This window comes from Snodgrassella sp. W8158 (assembly GCF_016100435.1).
GTDB lineage: Bacteria > Pseudomonadota > Gammaproteobacteria > Burkholderiales > Neisseriaceae > Snodgrassella > Snodgrassella alvi.
On sequence record NZ_JACFSM010000004.1, the window covers coordinates 14,562 to 34,651 of the forward strand.

The following is a 20,090-nucleotide window of genomic DNA, read 5'->3' on the forward strand; positions in this document are numbered from 1 at the left end:
TTAAACAATCAGTTCAGAAGCCATTTCTGTCTGAACTGATTTTATCCGGGTATTGTTATCAGCCTGCAAACAGCATACCGAAACCAATCAGACCAATCACGCTGCCGGTAAAACGTAATACCCACTGATGTTTACTCATTACAGTACCCAGTGCAAATCCGATGGCATGCAAAACCGCCGTTGCAATAATAAAGCCACAGGCATAACTGAATGCACCATGTGAGCCCATTTCGGCACCATGTGCGATACCATGAAACAAAGCAAACAGACCAACCAGCAGCATAGCAGCACCTGCCGGTACTTTTTTCAGCCAGGCAGCAGCCAGCCCCAATACCAGTACAGAAGCGGCAATCCCCTGCTCCAGCATTGGTATTCGGATATCCTGCGCCCCCATCACAAATCCGGCAGTCATCACACTGACAAAAGTAACAGGAATCAGCCAGCGTGCTTTACCCTGAAAAGTTGCCGCCCATAAACCCACTGCTACCATAGCCAGCAGATGATCCCAACCACTGAGCGGATGCTGAACACCTGCCATCCAGCCTTCGGTAAGGTGTCCGGGATGAGCAAAAGCAAATGCCGGGGTTAATAATAACAAAGCAAATATTTTTTTCATGTTTTCCTCCAGTGTTGAGACATTAACTCATATACAAACGGCTATACAAACGCTCGTGCTGCATTGCCCGAATGTCCGTTGCCAGTGTTGTAGCGCCAAGTTGCTGTTGTTGCGGTTGCATACTTGCAATAACGATATGAGCTATTACTGCATGCAATTCAATTAACATTTCCTGTCCGGCCATCTGGCTCAGCGGTATCAGCTTAACCCCGTTGGTAATTAAACCTATTACGGCATTGTAATAAAATGCCTGCAATGCTGCCGCTTTATCCAGTTGCAGGGACGCAGCAAGTAATCCAAATACCAGCGGGTAAAACCCGCGTACCTGCTGTGCTGTTAACGCAGCCTGATAGGAAGCCACTATTGCTGCGCTGGTATGTGGTGCAAAAATTTTCAGCAGACGTATGCCGAGCTTATAACTGCTTTCCCGTAATTCACGTGCAATTTTTGTCGCCCCTATCTGCCTGTCCAGAGATATCAAGGCATTCAGATTATGTTCAGTAGCAGCAGTATAAGCCAGAGACATATAAGCACCATCATTATGTAACCAATTTTGCTTTAGCTGTGTTTCAGCAAATGCTTTCAGTGTAACAGCATCATAAATAATGCCCTGCTGAACAAAAGTCTCCAGCCCTCCGGAATGGTTAAAACTACCGATTGGCAGCGTCGGGTCGGCCAGTTGCAGCAATAATCCTGCACGTGTCAGTGTTTCAATATCAATTTTTCGGTCTAAGCCGGACATATAGTGCAATTCATTAATGATGGTGATGACCGGTTATATCATGGCTATGGCTATGGCTGTGTCCTGCACCGATACCCGGCGCTGAATTAGCCCGCAACTGTTCACTTAATCTTCGTTGCTGACGTGTCGGTGCAAATCCGGCAGCCTGCAGCCACTCAAATAAAGGTTTATCAAACGGCAACAGTAATTCATTACCATCCAGAAACAATGGTGTGTGTTTATTGCCGATTTCATAGCAGGCACGTGCCATTTCCGGCAAAGTTTGCGGAGCAAGTACCATGACTTCACTTGGCTCGATTTGCACTGCAATGACCAGCTGTTTATCCAGATAAACCACATCATCATGATGCAGTCGCTGCCCCTCTTTCAGCAGGCGAAAAGCAATTTCGCGCCCGCTGGCAGTTGTAGTACGGATAATGCGCCGGTCTGCTTCAAACCATTGCAGGCAGACAGTATCCAGCATCTGAGTAGTAATCTGCTTTTCCTGTTTAAGTATTTGTAGATTACCGATAATGGTTTGGATAATTAGATTCATTTGTGGTTTTATAAAAAATATTATTGCATATTAAAACAGAAAATATCGCTGTGCCAAAGCCACTTTATTTACTGGTTTACAGGTAATATGCTCGCCATTCACCCGTACTTCATAAGTTTCCGGATTTACACTGATTTCCGGCATAGCATTATTGTGAATCAGGTCTTTTTTACCGATTGCACGGCAATTATGCACTGGCAGAGTCTGTTTATATAAACCGTATTTTTTGCGAATATCATTATCCACGCCTGCCTGAGAGACAAATAACACGGCAGTATCCTGAACAGCACGCCCCAGCGCACCAAACATCGGCCGGTAAATAACTGGCTGCGGTGTCGGAATGGAGGCATTCGGATCACCCATACGTGCATAACTGATGCTGCCGCCCTTGATAATAATTTCCGGCTTAACTCCAAAAAATGCCGGTTTCCACAGAACCAAATCGGCAATTTTACCTGCTTCAATTGAGCCGACATAATCACTAATACCCTGAGCAATAGCCGGATTAATGGTGTATTTCGCCAGATACCGCTTAATACGGAAATTGTCATTCGCACCTGTTTCTTCGGCCAGACGTCCGCGCTGCTGTTTCATTTTATCGGCAGTTTGCCATGTTCGCAGAATGACTTCTGCCACTCTGCCCATAGCCTGCGAATCTGAACTCATAATCGAAAATACACCCATATCATGCAAAATATCTTCGGCAGCAATGGTTTCGGGACGAATACGTGAATCAGCAAACGCCACATCTTCAGCTACACTTTTATCCAGATGATGACACACCATCAGCATATCCAGATGTTCGTCTATGGTATTAACTGTAAACGGACGGGTAGGATTGGTGGAAGCCGGTAATACATTCGGATACATCGCAGCCCTGATAATATCCGGAGCATGTCCGCCGCCTGCGCCTTCGGTATGAAAGGTATGGATTACACGGCCATTAATTGCCCGCATGGTATCTTCAAGAAAACCGCCTTCATTCAGCGTATCAGTATGAATTGCCACCTGCACATCCATCTCATCGGCCACCCGTAATGATGCATCGATGACAGCGGCTGTAGCACCCCAGTCTTCATGGATTTTTAACCCCAGTGCTCCGGCATTTATCTGTTCACGCAGCGGCTCCAGAGTGCCACAGTTACCTTTGCCGAAAAAACCAAGGTTAACCGGCGCTTGTTCAGCAGCCTGTAACATTTTCTGAATATGCCATGCGCCCGGTGTGACTGTGGTGGCATTGGTACCATCGGCCGGACCGGTACCACCGCCAATCATGGTAGTAATACCCGATTCGATGGCATGAGTAATCTGTTGCGGAGAAATAAAGTGAATATGGGTATCAATCCCGCCTGCGGTCGCGATCAGGTTGGCGCCATTATGCACTTCGGTAGCAGCACCAATAATCATCCTGGGGTGCACTCCATCCATTGTATCCGGATTACCTGACTGACCTACAGCAACAATTTTGCCGTCACAAATACCAATATCAGCTTTTACAATGCCCCAATAGTCCAGTATCAATACATTAGTGATAACCATATCAAGCACATTTTCATTACAGCGCGTTGCTGTAGCAGACTGTGCCATTCCGTCCCGGATGGATTTACCACCACCGAATTTTCCTTCGTCACCATATGTAAGCAAATCACGCTCTACTTCTGCAAATAATTCGGTATCACCCAAACGTACTTTATCGCCTACTGTTGGTCCGTAAGTAGCAACATATTGCCGGCGGGAAATTTTCAGGCTCATAGCTGGTTTCTCTGTCTAAATAATTTGTATCGATTTTTCGGTAAGTTATTTTTGCTATTAATCAGAATATATACATCAATCTGTTATTGCTCAGACAGATAAATTATTCACTGTTTACGCTGCCATTTATGGCATTATGAAAACCAAATATTTTTTTGTGCCCGCCAAATTCCGTCAGTTCTACCGTTTTCGATTCTCCGGGTTCAAACCGGACTGCGTTACCGGAAGGAACATTCAGACGCATGCCGCGTGTCTGTTCCCGCTCAAACTCAAGTGCCGGATTGGTTTCATAAAAATGATAGTGGGAACCCACTTGTATCGGACGATCACCACGATTAATGACAACAATGGTCATTGTACGGCGGTTCTGATTGGCCATAATGTCATCTGCGGCCAGAATATATTCTCCCGGAATCATGCTGTTTCTCCTGAATTTGTTTTGAGCAGATATTATTTGCTGTTTAATAATAATTCGCCTGCAGCTAATCTCAGAATAACTGACGTTTATTTTAGCGGATAGGCTGATGTACGGTAACCAGCTTTGTCCCGTCCGGAAAAGTAGCTTCAATCTGGACTTCATCTACCATATCGGCAACACCTTCCATAACATCAGCAGTGGTGAGCAGTGTTGCTCCGTACTGCATAAGTTCGGCCACGCTCATACCGTCCCGTGCAGCTTCTTGTAGCTGGCTGCTGATATAAGCTATCGCTTCCGGATAGTTTAGTTTTACTCCTCGCGCCCGGCGTTTGGCCGCAAGTTCTCCTGCCAGAAACAGCATCAGTTTTTCCTGTTCACGACTGGTTAAGTGCATAGTTTCTCTCTGTAAATTATTGGATTGATGAATTAATTTTATATGACTTTATTATATATCTTAGATAGATTTATCTATCTTTGTAATATTGATAAATTTTATAAATGATCAGACTTAGAAAAATAATTAAAAATATTTTGCCTAAGATGAAACCAGTTTTATAGGTGGTACTATTTTCATCCACATTCGCAAAAGCATTTGTTATAGGAATAGTAAATATGGCACTTGACCATAAAAAATGTTTTATGTATTTCATAATCTGATTAAATTTGAGTTAAAAAATTAGCTTTCAAAATGCTTATTTAAACTTAAATTTATTAAACAAATGTTATAAAAACATAATAAACTTAAATAAAACAGTTTGTACAGTTAAATCGTAAATCCTTATATAAAAATGCCTGTTCTGATTACTTTTACCGTAACAGAAGCAGGCATTTTAAAATATTTAATTTTTAAGTCTTTTAACTTGCTTTACACTGATTAAATCACACCCTGAGCTTTAATCCGCGGCTGACTATCCAGCTTATTCAAAGCAGACAAATAAGCTTTGGCACTGGCGACGAGAATATCGGTATCAGCTCCCTGGCCATTAACTATATAGCCTTCGCGTGATAAACGCACGGTTACTTCACCCTGACTTTCAGGGCCAGCAGTAATCGCATTTACCGAATAAAGCTGTAAATCGGCAGAACTGTTAACTTTAGACTCAATGGCTTTAAACACCGCATCTATCGGTCCTGAACCATGACCGCTGGCCCGTTTTTCGTTTCCGTCCAGATTAAAAACAATTTCTGCCACCGGCTCTTCTCCGGTTTCACTGTGAATACTCAGAGATACATATTTGTAACGATCCGGTGCGCGGCTAACCAGCTCATCTGAAACCAGCGCATGCAGGTCTTCATCGAAAATTTCACGTTTTTTATCTGCAAGCTCTTTAAAGCGGGCAAAGGCTGCATTCAGTGCTTCTTCACTATCCAGCTCGATACCCAGCTCCTGTAATTTAGTCCGGAAAGCATTACGACCGGAAAGTTTACCCAGTGTAAGCCGGTTTGTACTCCAGCCAACTGATTCAGCAGACATAATTTCATAAGTTTCGCGGCATTTCAGCACTCCATCTTGATGAATACCGGACTCATGGGCGAAAGCATTTGCGCCTACAATGGCTTTATTTGGCTGGACAGGATAACCGGTAACTGTAGAAACCATTTTTGAGGTAGGAACAATTTGTGTGGTATCAATATTGGTTTCCAGACCAAAAATGTCGTGACGGGTCTTCAGTGCCATTACTACTTCTTCCAGACTGGCATTACCTGCCCGTTCACCCAGACCATTAATAGTACACTCTACCTGTCGTGCACCACCACTTACTGCGGCCAGTGAGTTTCCTACGGCCAACCCGAGATCATTATGACAGTGTGCCGACCAGATAACCTTATCACTGCCGGGTGTTTTCTGAATCAATTCACGGAAAAATGCTTCAGTCTGAAAAGGAATGGCATAACCCACTGTATCCGGAATATTGATGGTAGTAGCACCTGCTTCAATAACTGCCTGACAAATCTCGGCAAGAAAATTGATATCACTGCGCAATGCATCTTCGCAGGAAAATTCCACATCATCAGTATATTCACGTGCAATTTTTACTGCTTTAACTGCGGTTTCTTTAACCTGTTGCGGTTTCATGCGCAGTTTATGTTCCATATGCAACGGGCTGGTAGCAATAAAAGTATGAATGCGTTTGCGCTTTGCCGGTGCAATGGCTTCGCCGGCCTTACGTACATCTCGTTCATTAGCCCGTGACAGTGAACATACCGTGGCATTCTGAATAATTTCGGCAATACTGTGAATAGCATCGAAATCACCCGGACTGGCAGCAGCAAATCCTGCCTCAATGACATCTACACCTAACTTCTCCAACTGGCGTGCGATGCGGATTTTTTCTTCTTTGGTCATGGCTGCACCCGGCGACTGTTCTCCATCGCGCAGAGTGGTGTCAAATATAATGACTCGATTATTGGTACTGGTCATTCTTGGTCTCTCCAAGGTAGTGTTATTGTGTTGCATAAATGCATTGATATCCAGCGGCTTATTTTGTTTCTCAGCCATTAGAATAATTTTTTGTAACTGATTTAATGGTAATGAACCACGCTTACGCCATTTATAAATAGCAGCTGTAGAAGCAGCATTATCCGGATAATGTTGTTTGAGTGCTTCTGCCAAAGCATTGACGCCACCAAAATAGGCAATTAAGCGGTCTATATTCAATTGCATAACTGACCTTTTGTCCAATTTACTCATTTTATTGTGCTACAATATATTCCGTTAAGCTAATATACGTAAAATTAGACATTAAAGCAAGTTAAATTTCTATTTTTCTTAATAGAATAATTTTATTTAGACATTTTAGACAAAAGAGAGATAATTATTTTTGAGTTTATACTTGTGATAAAAAACCGCCGGTTTATCTTTTATTCAGATAAATGGCGGTTGTATGGCAAACAGCTGTGATTTTAATTTGCCAGATCCCCTTTCAGAGCAACACCTGCAACCACTCCGCCGGCATGACACTCATATTCTTTTGTACTAGCCATACTGTTTTTCTTATAATAGCTGACAATATTGGTTACTTTACTGGCATTATGTGCAACGGCCTGTTCCTGTAGCTGTTTTACAGCAGATAGAAATGCCCAACGGCAGGCTTCTTCATCTGTTTTGCCTACACTATTGGTTTTACGGTTGCTAACCAGACCGGCACGCACTACCCGTCCGGAACTCTGAGCAAAATAAACTTTTATTTTCGGATTCAATACCTGTGCAGCTTCCGGTGCATTAATTGCATCCTGAATAGACAAAAGCAATTTATCATCACGTGCATAAGCAGCAGACACACAAGCCAGCAATGCTGCCAGCGTTATTACTTTAGAAAACTTTTTCATTCCTTACTCCTTTTAATTAATGAAGTGTACTACATGATGAATCAAGATTGTCTGATTTTGCTTGCATCATCCGAAGTCTCCGGACAATATAGTAACCTGAAACTGGATCAGGCAGACAAACAGCGTTTACAGAAAAATCCGCATTTAGCTCAGCGTACCGACTGGCAAAGCAGCCGGTTTTTGAAACAGCAACTTTCAGCTTTCTATAAACGGCTTTCTCTAACACATAAGAAAGGTTTTGCCGGTTTAATCGCCTGTTCTTCAATACAGCATATTCCAGGTATTGATATGGAGTATGCACAGGAACGTGATTTTATATCACTGGCAAAGCTCTGCTGTACAGATAACGAACAGAAATGGCTATCTGAACAGCAGAATCTATCTTGCTCTTTCTACCAGTTATGGACGCTTAAAGAAGCATTGATTAAAGTCAGACATGGTCAGTTATCTGATATGCACCAATATAATTTAATACCTGACGGATATGATGGAATTTATATTCCGGCATTGGATAATCCGGTTCAGGCATACAGCTGTATTGTCGATAATTGCTGGTATATCAGTGTAGTCTATCCTGCTGTATGCTCTACATCCCCGTTAAATTGTACTTATGGATTTGGTCACTGGCATAACTACAAATTTAACTGGCATCAATGGCCCGTTAGCTCATCCGTTTAAATATCAGAGATGAATTTACCCCTCCGAAAGCAAAATTATTATTCATAACAAATTCTGTATCAATTTTGCGGGCTTTGTTGACAATATAATCCAGCTCACCGCACCGGCTATCAATCTGATTAAGATTCAAAGTTGGTGCAAACCAGCCTTCATTCATCATGTGAATTGAAAACCATGATTCCAGTGCACCGCAGGCGCCAAGAGTATGTCCAAGATAACTTTTTTGCGAACTGAGCGGCACGTATCCGAATACATCCGCCGTAGCAAGAGTTTCCGCAATATCTCCCTGTTCAGTTGCTGTACCGTGACCATTAATATAACCAACCTCAGCAGGCGGCAGATGCGCATCTTCAAGTGCCATCTGCATACAACGGCGCATTGTCGTACGTTCCGGTCGGGTGATGTGCGAGCCATCACTAGTACAGGCAAATCCCACAACTTCAGCATAAATTCTGGCTCCGCGTGCTTTAGCCATTTCGTACTCTTCCAGCACCAGAATACCTGCACCTTCACCAATAACCAGACCATCACGATCAGCATCATAAGGACTTGGTGATAGCTCCGGAGTCTCATTACGCAAACTTGTTGCATATAACGAATCAAACACGAAAGCTTCAGAAACACATAATTCCTCACCACCTCCGGCCAGCATCATATCAATTTTGCCAGATTTAATTGCTTCATAAGCATAACCAATTGCCTGATTACCTGAAGCACAGGCACTGGATGTAGGAATCACCCTTCCGGTCAGACCAAAGAAAATTGACAGATTAGCAGCCGTAGTATGCGGCATTATACGTACGTAGGTATTGGCATTAAAATTTGCAGAGCTGCCATTAAGAACAAGTTCGCTGATGTCGCGAATATCCTGCGGACTGCCTGTAGACGAACCACATGCTACACCCATCCGCCCGTCCTTAATAGACTCATCTCCGAGCAGTCCTGCATCTGCCAGTGCATTTTCAGCAGCCTGTGTACACATCTGGGCTACTTTTCCCATACTGCGCAGTTGTTTGCGCGTCCAGTGTGCAGGAGGAGAATAGTCTGTCACCGGCGCAGCCAGTCTGGTATTTAAATCCTGATACCGATCCCAGCTTTCCATACGGACTACTTTATTTTTATAAGCCAGCAAACCGCTTTTAACTGTAGACCAGTCATTTCCCAGCGCGCTGACACCGCTCATGCCTGTAATCACAACACGTCTCAACATAAACCTCCGTTTACAGCCAGCACCTGCCGGGTAATGTAAGCAGCCTGTTCTGATACCAGAAAAGCTACTGCATGGGCTACTTCCTCTGCCCGTCCCATACGATTCATAGGTATAGCCTTCAGAATCTCAGCAACAGGTACATGTTCATCAATCATTTCTGTTTCGATCAGCCCGGGCGCTACACAATTAACAGTAATTTTGCGTCTGGCCAGCTCAACTGCCAGTGCCTTGGCTGCCCCAATCATACCGGCTTTGGATGCACTGTAATTTACCTGCCCCCGATTACCTATTATTCCGGAAACAGAAGCAACGCAAACAATACGCCCGGCTTTCCGCCGGCGTATCATGGGCATCATCAGCGGATGCAGTACATTGAAAAAACCATCCAGATTGGTATCCAGCACCTGATCCCAGTCATCGTTACTTAGTGCCGGAAAAGCGTTATCACGAGTAATACCAGCATTCAGTACCACACCATAATAAGCACCATGCTGTTCTATATCATTTAGTAAAACTTCCTGACAGGCTTGCCGGTCACTGATATCAAAAGTCAGTATGCGGCTGTGAGAGCCAAATGCCGCTATTTCAGCAGCTACTTTTTCAGCATCAGCACGCCGGCTGCGACAATGCAGTACAATATCCCAGCCAGCCTGAGCCAGCGTCAGTGCGATTGCTCTGCCAATTCCACGCGCGGAACCGGTAACCAGAATAGTTTTATCATTATTCATCATGTATTAGATCATTTTCAGTAGGACTGTATACATTAAGTGCTGCTTCCGCCAGCAACTGATTCGGATTTCTGGCTTCATCACACAACCATAACTGGCTGTCAAAAACGCCAAAGCCGTTTGTATCCTGTAAAGAAGCATGAATTTTAATCTGCAAAATAACGGGTACTGGTAATGCTGAAAAATAAAGTTGAAGCTTTCTTGTTCCCAGTAAAAAACCCAGTCGCACCGGTTCACCGGCGTCATGAGCTAATGCTCCGGCCCATGCTGCTACGCCCTGAGCCATGATTTCCATTGCTGCCCATGAATGAAGACATTCTCCCTTTACCAGGATCTGATTTGGTTTTACGTATGCATAGGCTGTTAAGCTATGTTCATTGTAATTTACAATTTCATCCAGTAGCACCATTTTGCCACTATGCGGCAGCAGGGAAGCCACATCATAAATCGGGGTTTGCATTATTGCTCCCCATAATCAGTGCGGTATTATTACCACCAAAAGCAAATGAAGTACTTAATGCTATGCGCGGACTATCAGCATTGAATGCTTCCTGAAATTGTGTCAGATGAATGAATGCTAATTCAGGATCAAGATTTGTTTTTGCCCGATGCGGGGGTAATTTACCATCAGGATTAATTTGGCGACTGATTACTGTCCATAAGAAAGCTGCTTCGAGTGCACCTGCTGCCCCAAGTGTATGACCAGTAAGTGCTTTAGTTGAAGCACAGGATACTTCCTCACCCAATTCGTTATGAATAGCCAGCGCTTCCATAGCATCATTCTGAGTAGTGCCAGTACCATGTAGATTAACCCAGCCAATAGCACTGGCTGGCAACTGTGCTTTAAGTAAAGCCTGCTGAATTACTTTTCTGGCTCCTTCTGCATCAGGGCGCGGACTGGACATATGATAGGCATCACTGCTTGAACCATATCCTAATAGAGGCAGACCTCTGGACGGATTCCGGGTCATTACAAATACAGCTGCTGCTTCACCAATATTGATACCATCACGCATGGCGGTAAATGGCTGACATTGCCCGGAAGATAATACCTGTAATGCATGAAAACCATTAATAGTCAGCGCTGAAAGAGTATCTACTCCGCCACAAATTACAGCGTCGCACATACCAGTACGCAATAACCGTGCCGCACTTATGAGTGCTCGTGCTCCTGAAGTACAGGCAGTTGATATACCATAGCGGACATTACGCAGCTGATACATCTCAGCCACAAAATCTGCCGGTGAAGACATTAACTGCAAGGTCTGATTATAACCACTGTTTGCCCAGTCCTGCCGCGTAAAACCATACTCAATAGCGGCCCTGTTATCATCACTGCCAGTTGTCGATGTACCGAGTACAACTGCTACCCGATCGGTCCCATATTCAGTAATGGCAGCCTGAATGTCATCTTCAATCTGTAAAAGTGCGTGCCAGAGCAACTGATTATTACGACTACAGAAATTCGGATTCAATCCGGCCGGAAAAGGTCTTAATGCTGTCTGGACTGATCCGAATAAATATGATTTACCGTTTACCCAGAAATCGCTACGGGTAAGATAGCTGTCTGCTTCACCCAGCAAAGCACTTATATGCTCATGCACACCATAGCCGAGAGCACTGACCATAGCAGGACGACTTAGAAAAACCGGTTTATTCATCAGTCACCTCCCGGATTTTCCAATGCTGTTTATGCCATTCTATTTCTGCAGCCATACCATCTGTACCAGAAGAAACTCTTACATCATTCAGTTCAGCAGGTACAGACCAGTGATACTGATGACCAAGATAAACATAGGCAGCAGTAAATAGCTGACGTGCTTTGGGATTAGGAGGTAAAAAACCGTCATTATGCCATTTTCCCTGTTGCAGAATCTGTCTGGATATCGGCGCACCTAAACCATCAACCTGTACAAACCGCCATTGCTGCTCCGACAACGGTTCTATTAACAGCAGACTGTTACTGCCATCTTTATCTGTAACCTGCAAAGTGAGCGTTTGCTTCAATACCGGTAACGAATCAATCACAGGTAAACTTTGACAGGCGCTCAGACAAAATAACATCATCAGCCAAATAACAAAATTCTTTAACATATTTTGGCTTGACCACAAATTTCTGCCAGAACAGCCAAACGACGTTCTGAATTGATAACATAAGGGTTGGTTTCATCCCATGCATAGCCGGCAAGAATAGAGCTTATCATGCGTCTGATTTCAGGATTAATTTTTTCAGCATATATAACATCCTGAAAAGCTGTGCTATACCAGCCATTGACATAAGTCTTAAAGGTGTTAATACCTATCTGTAATTTATCAGCAAAATCCTGCTGCCAGTTTACTGTTTCTCCGGAAAACTGCCGGTGCAACACATCTGTAGCCAGTTTGGCCGAATGCATGGCAATCGTTACGCCGGATGAAAAAACCGGATCAAGAAATTCTGAAGCATTTCCTAATAAAGCAAAGCGTTTTCCATACAGACTTTTAACGTTAGCAGAATAATTGCGTAAGGTCCGGAATGGTACATCGTTGTGCCATTGTGCATTGACCAGAATGCGTCTAAGCATTGGCACTTCACTGACAAATTTTTGTAAAATAGCCTCCGCTCCCTCTGCTCCATGATTGTTCAGACATTCCGGCAAGCCGACCACACCAATAGAGGTACGATTGTTACTGAACGGAATAAACCAGAACCACACATCACGTAAATCAGGATGGGTACATATCAGAATTTTGTTACGGTCAAATACCGGATCTGTAACATTATCATCAATATGAGTAAAATAAGCCATGCGTTCAGGCAAGAAAGACGGCTGTTCCAGATCAAGCAATTTTGCCAATACCCGTCCGTATCCGCTGGCATCCAGCACAAATTGCGTCCGAATCTGATAAGGCATTCCCTGTGTATCCGTTACTGACAGAACAGCAGCATCCTCCTCAAACTCAATCCCGTTAACACTATGCTCAAAACGAACTTCTACGCCCTGTTTCTGTGCTTCACTAATAAGAATATGATCAAAACGCCCCCGCATTACCTGAAAGGTAGTACCCGGACCCGGTGAAAATTTATCGGTAAAATCTATAGTGGTATAGCGATTACCCCAGCTAAATGCCGCACCATTTTTAAACTGGAAACCATCGTCAACACCTGCATTTACTGCTTCCAGCATTCCGGCCTCTGCAATAAATTCCATGCAATGAGGTAACAGGCTTTCACCAATCACAAACCGGGGAAAAACTTGTTTTTCAAGTACACAAACCCGATAACCTTTTTTATTTAATAAAGCACCGGCAATAGCTCCGGACGGACCTGCACCAATTATTACTACATCAAACTGACTCATTACACCTCCCCCTGTTATCGGCTCCGGGCAACAAGGCCAGAGCCAGTATCATGCTAAAAAATACCCCAAGAGCAACACTGCGACCAAAACTGGCAATAGCCGGAGTTGCGCTGAAACCAAGAATAGCAAACGAAATCATTGTTGTTGTCGCAGCCAGCAATACACCGGCCAGACGTTCGGCTACTGCCATCTGTTTGACGGAAACATAGATTGCATAATCCATACCTATTGCCGTTACCAGAAACAGACCAAAAATAGCAAATAAAGACAATGGCCAGCCTGCATAAGCAAATACAGCCAGACAGGCTAATGAAGACAGAACAGGTACAGCCAGCATTAAAAGTCCTTTACGCCAGCCAAAAGCATAAGCCAGCAATACGATGGCCACCAGATAAGAAGCTATCTTCAAAGCAATTGCCTGATTTCGCGTATGTGTAAATAACTGATTTAATGCCTGTAAATTATTAACAAAATAAATACCGTTATTTTTATCGGCCAGCTTCTGTAAAGCAGTAACCTGACTTACTCCTGACAAACTGACAATAGCCGCAACTTTTCCGTTACTCATTTTGCCCAGATACAAATCCTGCCATGCGGTTCCCAGTTCATTATCAAGACTTTGGGAAATTGTTTGCAAAGGTAGTTTTTGTAAACCAGTCAGATAATCCCGGATACTGTGATCATCTATGCCCAAATTAACTAAATCACGCCAGTTATCTGTATTGCTTGACAGACGACTTACATCCTGCTGGCGCTGCTTTTGGATGCTAAGCGGCATAACCCACTGATCAAGAGACTGAAAACCAGATAATTGTTTTTGTATAACCAAATCCTGTAATGATTTGCCCAGAGTACGACTTTTCAGTAACAATTCATCATCATTATCTGCCTGTAATACAAAATACTGTCCGGACGGCATCGTCTGAGTAAGTAAACCGATTTTTTGTGCCTGTGCCATCCATTGTGGTGACAGATTGGCCCACTGGCGGATATCATCCTGAGTGTTCAGCCGCAATAAGCCTCCGCCAATAAGCAGCAGAATCAGTAATACCGGCCATTTTTTCTGTACCATAATCTGCCTCTTGCGGACGATAAATTTACCGAAAGACAACATGGCACTCAAAGCCTGAGGATAGATATATGCCTGAGTAGTAGAAAAAAATGCAGGTAAACAAAGTAAGCTGAATAAAAATGCACTAATCAGCGCAGCAGCAGAAAATATCGCCGTCTGCTGCAATATCGGCAAAGGTGTAATCAGTAAAGCCGCATAACCCAGTAAAGTAATAATCAAACTTAATAAAAAGGCTTTAGCTGCAATATGTAAAGCCTGCCAGCGATTCCATTGCTGCTGAATCACGCCACTGGCCAGCCAGTGCAAAGGAAAATCCAGCAATACACCCATCAGACTGGTTCCCACTACCAGAGTGAGAATATGGATATGTCCGAAGAGCATTACGGTAGCTGCCAGACCAAATAAGATGCCTACTGCCAGAGGAAGTAATAAATATAAAATACGCAGACTGCGGAAAAGCAACAACAGTAGCAGAAAAGTTAAGCCCATACCCAGTATACTCATATACTGGCTTTCCTTCTCTCCGGTGGCTTTATTTTCTGCGGCAAAAATAGCACCACCAGCCATCAGTACCTGCACATCCTGAGATGCCTGAGTATCATGAATTACTTTAAGAAGACCATCTGGTACATTAATCAGTCCGGCTTTTTCCGGTAAACGCGCCCGTAGTAAAACCCATGTAGTATCACCATCATCTATATTCAGCCAGCCCGTCTGAAAATTATAATAAACAGGTCCGTCCTGACTGGCCTGATGCATAATGATGTTACCCAGTCCGAGCCAGTCCTGATCAACAGGCAATATGCTACGCTCAGCAAACGGATTAACGAGTGTTTGCGCCTGTCTGGCAAAAGCTTCTTCAGGCTGATTGATAATATTGCGCCAGCTTTGTTCTGAAACGACAGCCAGGCTCAGTCGTTGCATACTGGCCTGCAAAGCGGCAATATCTGGCTCAAGTTTACCTGTAACAGACTGGAATATATGACTATCCTGCCATTTTTGCTGAATCATCTGTGCCGCCTCAACCGCCTTGTCAGGCGATTTACTGCCCACTAAAACCACAATATCACGGTTCATGCGCTGATTCATGCGCATTTTAGCCATTTGCTGTGCCTGTGTATTCTGCCCGTCATCAGGCAACAGGCTGGTTAAATCAGTATCCAGACGATTCTGTTGCAGAAAGCTATAAAATAACGCTGCCGCCACAAAAAATATCAGCAGTAAATAAAGACCAGCCCAGACGCGTTTACGGTAAAACGGCATTTTGCTCAAACCTGTTCAGGGCTGTATTAATTTTCAAAGCGGAAAATGTAATTTCTGTACGATCGCCCTGCACTTCAGACAGTACAATTTTTTTCACCGACTCATCACCCTGAATATCAATTCTGGTGAAAATTTGTTTCATCAATACACTTTTCGGCTGTAATTGTAATTTCCAGTTTTGAGCAGTACCTTGCAACTGCATAGTAAACTGGCTTTGTATGCTATTGGTTTGCCCGGCAAGCAGATCCAGAAAAAGCTTTACCTGATTTTTTTGCGCACTGGCTGATTGTTTGCTGGCAATCCATTTATTATTGGCGTTTAGCTGATCAATACCTGATTTACGCACCCTCATGGTATCTGCAAAAGGTTTTTTCATCTGCCATAATAAGCCGGCTTTTGGTACCAGTACAAACTGTCCCTGTGCAATAATGGGTTTATTGGTACCGCGCAAAAAACGCTGCTGCGTGAAATCACCTTTTATATTTTGCGGCCGTTGCAATTGATTTTGTAGCTCAGTTAAATCAAAAGCCCATAACAATCCACTAAACAGGCAACACCAGCAAATAAATAAAATTTTTCTCAACATATTAATCTTCCCCTTTCAAACCATTTTGCATGGCATTTCGCACTGCCTGTAACCAGCTTTCAGGCGTCTGAAACTGAGTTTCCCGTGTCTGCATACACACAGCAACCTGCATACTTGATGCCTTGGTAAGCTTTTTGCCGCTGATAATGTCACTAATGACATAATCAAACTTCAAACAGCTTTCATATTCTTTTAATACAACTTCAACGCGGATTTTCTGTCCGAAAACAGCCGGTCGTACATACTTGAGATTCAGTTGCACAATCGGCCAGCCATAACCGTTGGTTTTCATGACGTTGTAATCATAACCTATAGCACTTAAAAAAGCACAGCGTGCTACTTCCAGATATTTGACATAATGTCCGTGCCAGACAATATCCATTGAGTCGACATCAAAGAAAGGTACTTCAATAATCACACTGTGCCGTAACTGCTTATATTGCTCTGTCATTCTGATTCCAAAAATCAAAAAAATTAAACCATTGTCTTGGTGCTTTACAGCAATAAGTACCTAACAATTGAGCATATTGCTGAACATATTGTTTAATACAATGCTCCCTTTTTTGCCGTTTCCAGTTCACATTTGCTGCAAAACGCTGAATATGTAAATGATACTTACCCTGCTGTTTAAAGCAGAACAAGGTATTGACTGGTACTTTTAATAATCCGGCTAATAACCATGGTCCCTGCGGCCAGTTTGCTGTCTGCCCGAGAAATGGGATGGCTACAATTTTCTCTCCTCTTACCGGTACACGGTCAGCAGCAATAGCCAGCCACTCACCACGCTGCACTCTTTCATTCAGCTCCATCATTACCTTTGTATCCAGAGATGTCACCTGAATTAAACGAATCCGTGAAGCACCGGCGTCTTTTAAAGCCTGATTAAATTTCACTGCATGGCTGCTATGAATCAGCACATTCAGTATAAGACTCTTATGTTTTTTGACTAATGCACGGCAGATTTCTGTATTTCCTAAATGTGAACAGACAAATATCTGACCCGTAGTACCTGCAACAGGCTGATCAATATACTGAGTAAGATTATCCGGATCATGAATAATCAGATCTTCATATCTGATGCGCCCCTGCCAGACCGCGAAGCGGTCGACTATAGCCTGAGCAAAAGCATAAAATTGCCGGAATACAGATCCTTTTACGGACAGAATCCGGGACAGCTCTGTATGGTTTTCTGCTAATAAATGCTGATAACAGGCAACATTTCGGCGTGCCGATGACGCGGTCAGATAAAAATATGCCACTACTATACAAACTATCGGTGACAAAAGCAGTACAGGACAATATTTAACCAGATAACGGGTCAGAAGCAAGGCAAAGCTACTTCCCCGTTCCTGCTGATTAGCCCAGTGTCGGATTGAATTAGCCATGGAGCTTCCTTTTCCGGCGCTGCCTCAAAATCTCCGGTAAATTCAATAACATATTGACAAATAAACGTGCATGCATTCTGGAAATCAGAACATTATCCTTCCAGACCCGAAAATGGGAAATACCATCGGAAGCATAAGTAATCGGGGTATCAATCCAGATAAAGACACAGCCCCGCCGATGCAGATGCACCAGAAGCTCAGCATCAAAATCCATGTAATTACCGATTTTTTTTTCTCTGATCACATCAAAGGTAGGAACCAGCGGATAAATACGGAATCCGCACATTCCATCTTGAATATCCATTGATAACGTATTTACTGCCAACCAGAAATTAGTAATTTTACGTCCATAAAGACGTGCTTTTGGTGTATCGTCATTGTAAACCGGTCGCCCGCAAATAACTGCATGAGGCTGTGCTTCAGCGGCAGTTATCAGTTTTTGCGTATCTTCCAGACAATGCTGTGCATCAGCATCTACCTGCAAAATATGTGTATAGCCATGTACGGCAGCATACTTTATGCCATCCTTAACCGCTGCACCTTTGCCACCGTTACTGGCACGATAAATTATTTCAATACCGGGTTGTAATAATTCACGTAATTGCGTACGAATTGTTTCATCAGAACCGTCATCTACAATCAGACAATCTATCCCGTAGCCCAGCATCGACTGAGCTACCTTACCTACTGTATGCAAATGGTTATAATGCGGAATCAATGCCAGCACTTTCATGATGCATCACTTTCACTATCAGGTATCACCAACCGGCCGGAAGTAATTTTTTTATCCTGCATTGTGCATTGAAAGGAAATTTTTCTGCGGACACAATCACGCTTAAATACCAGTTCAACAACATCAGCCGGCCGAAGAAAATGTTGAAATTTCAGATTTTCCATTTGTAACGGTGCCTGAACCAGCCACGAACATTGTTGTAGCAGTTCTATTATCCATTTAATCTGAATAACGCCCGGTACCAGATGAAATACATCGAAATGACCTTTGAAATACTCCAGATCCAGAGGGACCTGAATACGTAACCAGTATTCATCTGCAGAAATCATTTTCTGATCCAGAACAACAGGATTGATAACTGGCTGTAAAATGGCCTGTTGTACATCCTCCGGATTCAGTTTACTTTGTGTATTGCGCGGTAACACTGTTGTAAACCGCCAATGGCGCGGCAAGGCAATTTTTTCCTGACTTTTAGCCAGATAGTTTTTTAACTGATGAATAATAACTTTGCGCCCCTGTTTGCACCATTCCTGAATGCCGGCATCGGTCAAAGCCACCCATGCAGCAAGATGAGTACCCTCAGGATGCTTTAGAATATGAATATCAGCAACCCATTCATGCTGCATAAGCTGATTTTCCAGTTGCATAAGGGAAATACGTTTATCTGCCAGTTTGATAATCCGGTCTATCCTGCCTAACAAATCAAAACCATTTTCATGCTCCACCACTGCATCAGCCAGTAATTGCTCGGTAGTACAGCGCTGCGACTGAACAGCCAAACCATTCTGACTAACGCTATAACTAATATCAGGAAAAAACTGCCAGTATGGCTGTTTGATTCGACTGGCTACTGCGCCAGTTTCAGTACTACCGTAAATTTCAATTACTTCAGAGCAGATATGTTCATGCAAAAAATCTTTATTGGTTTGTGCCAGTATTCCGCCGGCAGAAATAACAGCACTTACATGCCCTTTAGCCAGAGAGATATCATGAGTTTGCCGGAATGTATGCAGTAAAGTCGGACTGCTGATCCAGATCACTTTTTTAAAAGCCTGACTAGTTACCAGCAATAACTCCGGAAAAATAAGGCGCTGGCGATAAAGCGGCAATCCAAGATACATGCTGAGCATAATAAGAAAGCTCAGCCCATACATATGCTGTACACTGACACTGCCCAGCACAACCGGCCGGTCTTTGATAACTGAATCCGGTAATACCGCTGCCAGAATCTGTGCCTCAAGACACAGTACGTTCCAGTCTTTTTTAATCAGTTTGGCTTTACCGGTAGAACCTGATGTTTGCAAAAATACCGCGATATTATTTATCGGCTTTCTGTCAGACTCACTGTAACTCTGTGAAATCCATGCAGATGCCGGTAATGACGGAATATTTAGTTGATTATTAATTTCATCAGACAGATAAATATCTACAGTCTGCTCCAGCCACTGAGCATTTTCATCAGAAAGATTAGCCGGCAGATAAACATCTGTACCGGCCTGCACACATGCCAGTAAAGCGATAGCAAAATGAGCACTATCATCAAAATACAGACCGGCACGTTTGACAGAATGATCAGACAAATACTGGCTTAATGCCGTTATTTGTGCCATGGCCTGCTGCCAGCTCAGGCTGCTCTGACCAGTAGTAAATAAAGCCTGACTTCGGGCCCGCTCTGCCCAGAATTGCTCTGACGTCATCATA

21 protein-coding genes are annotated in these 20,090 nt (G+C 43.4%); 1 reads left to right on the plus strand and 20 read right to left on the minus strand.

What is annotated here, in order from left to right:
- Positions 1-58: 58 nt before the first annotated feature.
- The 8 genes from H3V11_RS09240 to H3V11_RS09275 form a co-directional block, all read right to left on the minus strand.
- Positions 59-616 carry a HupE/UreJ family protein gene (locus H3V11_RS09240; protein ID WP_198209801.1) on the minus strand — a complete coding sequence of 186 codons (558 nt, stop codon included), beginning with the start codon at positions 614-616 and terminating at the stop codon, positions 59-61.
- Positions 617-638: 22 nt separating this feature from the next.
- Positions 639-1,358 (minus strand): urease accessory protein UreF, encoded by a 720-nt coding sequence (locus tag H3V11_RS09245; protein ID WP_198207580.1) that lies wholly within the window; start codon positions 1,356-1,358, stop codon positions 639-641.
- Between the two features lie 13 nt (positions 1,359-1,371).
- A complete protein-coding gene (gene ureE, locus H3V11_RS09250) occupies positions 1,372-1,893 on the minus strand; it encodes an urease accessory protein UreE (protein ID WP_198209803.1) in 522 nt (173 codons plus the stop codon).
- Positions 1,894-1,923: 30 nt separating this feature from the next.
- Positions 1,924-3,645, minus strand: a complete 1,722-nt coding sequence (gene ureC / locus H3V11_RS09255; protein ID WP_198224589.1) for an urease subunit alpha — start codon at positions 3,643-3,645, stop codon at positions 1,924-1,926.
- 103 nt (positions 3,646-3,748) lie between these two features.
- Complete coding sequence (locus H3V11_RS09260; protein WP_025330074.1) at positions 3,749-4,063, minus strand: urease subunit beta; 315 nt, start codon at positions 4,061-4,063, stop codon at positions 3,749-3,751.
- 91 nt (positions 4,064-4,154) lie between these two features.
- Positions 4,155-4,457, minus strand: coding sequence for an urease subunit gamma (gene ureA, locus H3V11_RS09265; RefSeq protein WP_025330073.1), 303 nt, complete (start codon positions 4,455-4,457; stop codon positions 4,155-4,157).
- Between the two features lie 480 nt (positions 4,458-4,937).
- Positions 4,938-6,728: a 2-isopropylmalate synthase gene (locus tag H3V11_RS09270; protein ID WP_025330072.1), complete on the minus strand. Its 1,791-nt coding sequence runs from the start codon at positions 6,726-6,728 to the stop codon at positions 4,938-4,940.
- Between the two features lie 239 nt (positions 6,729-6,967).
- Complete coding sequence (locus H3V11_RS09275) at positions 6,968-7,393, minus strand: hypothetical protein (RefSeq protein ID WP_025330071.1); 426 nt, start codon at positions 7,391-7,393, stop codon at positions 6,968-6,970.
- A 33-nt stretch (positions 7,394-7,426) separates the two neighbouring features.
- On the opposite strand from H3V11_RS09275, the gene H3V11_RS09280 reads away from it, so the two are divergent.
- Positions 7,427-8,071: a 4'-phosphopantetheinyl transferase superfamily protein gene (locus H3V11_RS09280; RefSeq protein ID WP_198224591.1), complete on the plus strand. Its 645-nt coding sequence runs from the start codon at positions 7,427-7,429 to the stop codon at positions 8,069-8,071.
- On the opposite strand, the gene H3V11_RS09285 is transcribed toward H3V11_RS09280, so the two are convergent.
- Genes H3V11_RS09285 through H3V11_RS09340 form a run of 12 tightly spaced genes read right to left on the minus strand, consistent with a single transcriptional unit; the run spans position 8,055 to position 20,089 of the window.
- A complete protein-coding gene (locus tag H3V11_RS09285; RefSeq protein ID WP_198224593.1) occupies positions 8,055-9,281 on the minus strand; it encodes a beta-ketoacyl-ACP synthase in 1,227 nt (408 codons plus the stop codon). The two genes, H3V11_RS09280 and H3V11_RS09285, sit on opposite strands and share 17 nt — an antisense overlap.
- Positions 9,275-10,009, minus strand: coding sequence for a 3-oxoacyl-ACP reductase FabG (gene fabG / locus H3V11_RS09290; protein WP_025330068.1), 735 nt, complete (start codon positions 10,007-10,009; stop codon positions 9,275-9,277). Before fabG ends, H3V11_RS09285 begins: the two co-directional genes overlap by 7 nt.
- Positions 10,002-10,469 carry a hypothetical protein gene (locus H3V11_RS09295; RefSeq protein WP_078474304.1) on the minus strand — a complete coding sequence of 156 codons (468 nt, stop codon included), beginning with the start codon at positions 10,467-10,469 and terminating at the stop codon, positions 10,002-10,004. The genes fabG and H3V11_RS09295 overlap by 8 nt, the downstream gene beginning before the upstream one ends.
- Entirely contained in the window at positions 10,450-11,670 is a 1,221-nt protein-coding gene (locus tag H3V11_RS09300) for a beta-ketoacyl-ACP synthase (protein WP_198224595.1), read from the minus strand. The genes H3V11_RS09295 and H3V11_RS09300 overlap by 20 nt, the downstream gene beginning before the upstream one ends.
- Positions 11,663-12,103 (minus strand): hypothetical protein, encoded by a 441-nt coding sequence (locus H3V11_RS09305; RefSeq protein WP_025330065.1) that lies wholly within the window; start codon positions 12,101-12,103, stop codon positions 11,663-11,665. The genes H3V11_RS09300 and H3V11_RS09305 overlap by 8 nt, the downstream gene beginning before the upstream one ends.
- On the minus strand, positions 12,097-13,350 hold the full coding sequence (locus H3V11_RS09310) for an NAD(P)/FAD-dependent oxidoreductase (RefSeq protein ID WP_084551340.1): 1,254 nt from the start codon (positions 13,348-13,350) through the stop codon (positions 12,097-12,099). The genes H3V11_RS09305 and H3V11_RS09310 overlap by 7 nt, the downstream gene beginning before the upstream one ends.
- Positions 13,337-15,685 carry an MMPL family transporter gene (locus H3V11_RS09315; RefSeq protein WP_078474301.1) on the minus strand — a complete coding sequence of 783 codons (2,349 nt, stop codon included), beginning with the start codon at positions 15,683-15,685 and terminating at the stop codon, positions 13,337-13,339. Before H3V11_RS09315 ends, H3V11_RS09310 begins: the two co-directional genes overlap by 14 nt.
- On the minus strand, positions 15,669-16,271 hold the full coding sequence (locus H3V11_RS09320) for an outer membrane lipoprotein carrier protein LolA (protein WP_078474300.1): 603 nt from the start codon (positions 16,269-16,271) through the stop codon (positions 15,669-15,671). Before H3V11_RS09320 ends, H3V11_RS09315 begins: the two co-directional genes overlap by 17 nt.
- A 1-nt stretch (position 16,272) precedes the next feature.
- Positions 16,273-16,722, minus strand: coding sequence for a thioesterase family protein (locus H3V11_RS09325; RefSeq protein ID WP_084551338.1), 450 nt, complete (start codon positions 16,720-16,722; stop codon positions 16,273-16,275).
- A complete protein-coding gene (locus tag H3V11_RS09330) occupies positions 16,706-17,656 on the minus strand; it encodes a glycosyl transferase family 2 (RefSeq protein ID WP_078474298.1) in 951 nt (316 codons plus the stop codon). The genes H3V11_RS09325 and H3V11_RS09330 overlap by 17 nt, the downstream gene beginning before the upstream one ends.
- Positions 17,649-18,389 carry a glycosyltransferase family 2 protein gene (locus H3V11_RS09335; RefSeq protein WP_084564741.1) on the minus strand — a complete coding sequence of 247 codons (741 nt, stop codon included), beginning with the start codon at positions 18,387-18,389 and terminating at the stop codon, positions 17,649-17,651. The genes H3V11_RS09330 and H3V11_RS09335 overlap by 8 nt, the downstream gene beginning before the upstream one ends.
- Positions 18,386-20,089 (minus strand): AMP-binding protein, encoded by a 1,704-nt coding sequence (locus H3V11_RS09340; RefSeq protein WP_172397100.1) that lies wholly within the window; start codon positions 20,087-20,089, stop codon positions 18,386-18,388. Before H3V11_RS09340 ends, H3V11_RS09335 begins: the two co-directional genes overlap by 4 nt.
- Position 20,090 lies beyond the last annotated feature (1 nt).

Excerpts from the sequence above, each read along its gene's own strand:
- H3V11_RS09340 (WP_172397100.1), bottom strand. The coding sequence starts at position 20,089 with ATGATGACGTCAGAGCAATTCTGGGCAGAGCGGGCCCGAAGTCAGGCT.
- H3V11_RS09245 (WP_198207580.1), bottom strand. The coding sequence starts at position 1,358 with ATGTCCGGCTTAGACCGAAAAATTGATATTGAAACACTGACACGTGCA.
- H3V11_RS09270 (WP_025330072.1), bottom strand. The coding sequence starts at position 6,728 with ATGCAATTGAATATAGACCGCTTAATTGCCTATTTTGGTGGCGTCAAT.
- H3V11_RS09330 (WP_078474298.1), bottom strand. The coding sequence starts at position 17,656 with ATGGCTAATTCAATCCGACACTGGGCTAATCAGCAGGAACGGGGAAGT.
- H3V11_RS09315 (WP_078474301.1), bottom strand. The coding sequence starts at position 15,685 with ATGCCGTTTTACCGTAAACGCGTCTGGGCTGGTCTTTATTTACTGCTG.
- H3V11_RS09305 (WP_025330065.1), bottom strand. The coding sequence starts at position 12,103 with ATGTTAAAGAATTTTGTTATTTGGCTGATGATGTTATTTTGTCTGAGC.
- H3V11_RS09240 (WP_198209801.1), bottom strand. The coding sequence starts at position 616 with ATGAAAAAAATATTTGCTTTGTTATTATTAACCCCGGCATTTGCTTTT.
- ureE (WP_198209803.1), bottom strand. The coding sequence starts at position 1,893 with ATGAATCTAATTATCCAAACCATTATCGGTAATCTACAAATACTTAAA.
- H3V11_RS09310 (WP_084551340.1), bottom strand. The coding sequence starts at position 13,350 with ATGAGTCAGTTTGATGTAGTAATAATTGGTGCAGGTCCGTCCGGAGCT.
- ureA (WP_025330073.1), bottom strand. The coding sequence starts at position 4,457 with ATGCACTTAACCAGTCGTGAACAGGAAAAACTGATGCTGTTTCTGGCA.
- H3V11_RS09300 (WP_198224595.1), bottom strand. The coding sequence starts at position 11,670 with ATGAATAAACCGGTTTTTCTAAGTCGTCCTGCTATGGTCAGTGCTCTC.
- H3V11_RS09335 (WP_084564741.1), bottom strand. The coding sequence starts at position 18,389 with ATGAAAGTGCTGGCATTGATTCCGCATTATAACCATTTGCATACAGTA.
- H3V11_RS09280 (WP_198224591.1), top strand. The coding sequence starts at position 7,427 with ATGATGAATCAAGATTGTCTGATTTTGCTTGCATCATCCGAAGTCTCC.
- ureC (WP_198224589.1), bottom strand. The coding sequence starts at position 3,645 with ATGAGCCTGAAAATTTCCCGCCGGCAATATGTTGCTACTTACGGACCA.
- H3V11_RS09295 (WP_078474304.1), bottom strand. The coding sequence starts at position 10,469 with ATGCAAACCCCGATTTATGATGTGGCTTCCCTGCTGCCGCATAGTGGC.
- H3V11_RS09275 (WP_025330071.1), bottom strand. The coding sequence starts at position 7,393 with ATGAAAAAGTTTTCTAAAGTAATAACGCTGGCAGCATTGCTGGCTTGT.
- fabG (WP_025330068.1), bottom strand. The coding sequence starts at position 10,009 with ATGAATAATGATAAAACTATTCTGGTTACCGGTTCCGCGCGTGGAATT.
- H3V11_RS09285 (WP_198224593.1), bottom strand. The coding sequence starts at position 9,281 with ATGTTGAGACGTGTTGTGATTACAGGCATGAGCGGTGTCAGCGCGCTG.
- H3V11_RS09325 (WP_084551338.1), bottom strand. The coding sequence starts at position 16,722 with ATGACAGAGCAATATAAGCAGTTACGGCACAGTGTGATTATTGAAGTA.
- H3V11_RS09320 (WP_078474300.1), bottom strand. The coding sequence starts at position 16,271 with ATGTTGAGAAAAATTTTATTTATTTGCTGGTGTTGCCTGTTTAGTGGA.
- H3V11_RS09260 (WP_025330074.1), bottom strand. The coding sequence starts at position 4,063 with ATGATTCCGGGAGAATATATTCTGGCCGCAGATGACATTATGGCCAAT.